Origin of the sequence: Mesobacillus boroniphilus JCM 21738 (assembly GCF_000517385.1) — a bacterium.
In the GTDB taxonomy this organism is placed as follows: domain Bacteria; phylum Bacillota; class Bacilli; order Bacillales; family Cytobacillaceae; genus Mesobacillus; species Mesobacillus boroniphilus.
Genome location: NZ_BAUW01000210.1, coordinates 1 through 1409, shown reverse-complemented (window position 1 = coordinate 1409; position 1409 = coordinate 1). Strand labels below are relative to the sequence as shown.

At 34.1% G+C, this 1409-nt stretch carries 3 protein-coding genes; all 3 read right to left on the bottom strand.

Annotated elements, in window-relative coordinates:
• Positions 1–246, bottom strand: a 246-nt coding sequence (locus JCM21738_RS21825) for a hypothetical protein (RefSeq protein ID WP_031308255.1), incomplete at its 3' end; no start/stop codon positions are given.
• Positions 247–711: 465 nt separating this feature from the next.
• Entirely contained in the window at positions 712–906 is a 195-nt protein-coding gene (locus JCM21738_RS21820) for a hypothetical protein (RefSeq protein WP_023626600.1), read from the bottom strand.
• 63 nt (positions 907–969) lie between these two features.
• Positions 970–1409 (bottom strand): hypothetical protein (locus JCM21738_RS26425; protein ID WP_035210289.1); only part of this gene is annotated, 440 nt, incomplete at its 5' end.

Here is a 1409-nt window from a genome sequence, read left to right as displayed (position 1 = left end):
GAACACAAAGTCACCTTTACCTTTTGATGCTTTCGCATTTTTCAAATCAGTACTATCAAATCCACTTACAATCGTGTATCCATCTACTTCAGTAACCTGTACATCTAATCCTTGACTTTTCAACTCTGTTGCCTTTTCTTTTGCTGGGTCTGAAATAGTAGTTTTAGCATTTGAACCTTGTGGTGCTACTGATACAATCCCGATACTCAAACAAAATACTAATAACCCCTTTAACAATTTTCTCAACACTCTCTCCCCCATTTAACAGAATGTTATTACAATTCCAGTATAATATGACTACATTTTCCAAACAATTGGGAAAATATATTATAAGAAAAATGTGGGGAATAGTAATATGTATACTATTAGGGGAAAATAAGTGGATTAATAGAAATAAAAAGCCTTTCATACACGATAGAGGTTGGGAAATTATAAAGGAATAATTTGGAGCGACTAAATTTTTTCAGTATAAAGAAAACATTTCTCTTAATGTTAGTCATTTTAAATAAGGAAAGGAAATAATCTTTATTCATTCCTGGTCAAGGAAAAGCTTGTCTTTTATGCCTTATACCAAGAGGAAATGGATGAAGGAGCTTTACTATGTTCGCTTTAGACTTCATTTCAATAACTTTTATATGGTTGGCTTTTGTGATAGTAACGGGTGATATAAAGATTAAAGAAAAAATAAAAGAAGAAGATGCATATCTCCTTCTACCAGTCAGCCTTCTTTACAATTTCTATATTACCAGAATGCCATTTTACCCTATCAGCGGGCAACGCTTTGTCATGCCTTACCCTTATGTCTTGTCCCAACTCTTTCGTCAGCTTCCGTGCCCAAATCGTTTTTCCAGCGTTTATTTTCGCTTCATAATAGCTACCTCTGTATACCCCAATGTTTCTTTCCATTGGGTTAGCCCCCTAAAACCATTTGTCTTTTTCTATTATAGCAAACGTATATCAGTTGCCAAATTACTCTTTATGGAAGGTTGCCTTTTCAATTTTTTGTTTAATGACATTTTCTAAAAGGCTTATGCTTTTCGAATGCAGAGGTATCATTCTTTTCACAATATCTTTCGTGAATTGGCTCCCGTATGAAACCATTAGTTTCTCAACTTTATCTGGTTCTTCAGACTCCATTATTGCCTTTAATGTTGCTAGTTGAATGGAACCTTCTGTGACTGCAGAAAAAACGTATTCCATTTCATCCGTCATTTTAATTTCCTTTTGGAGCATCATTGAACTTGACAATAATTCTAAGATATCCAACATTCGATAAAATGCGTTATATGCACAGTTCTTTCTCATTAAGTGTATACAAGCATTAAACAATCCACGTTCTATATCAAATAACGAATCTGGAGAATGCGTCCTCGCCTTTTGAAAATATTTTCTGCTATTTTCCACTAGCG

Excerpts from the sequence above, each read along its gene's own strand:
- JCM21738_RS21820 (WP_023626600.1), bottom strand. The coding sequence starts at position 906 with ATGGAAAGAAACATTGGGGTATACAGAGGTAGCTATTATGAAGCGAAA.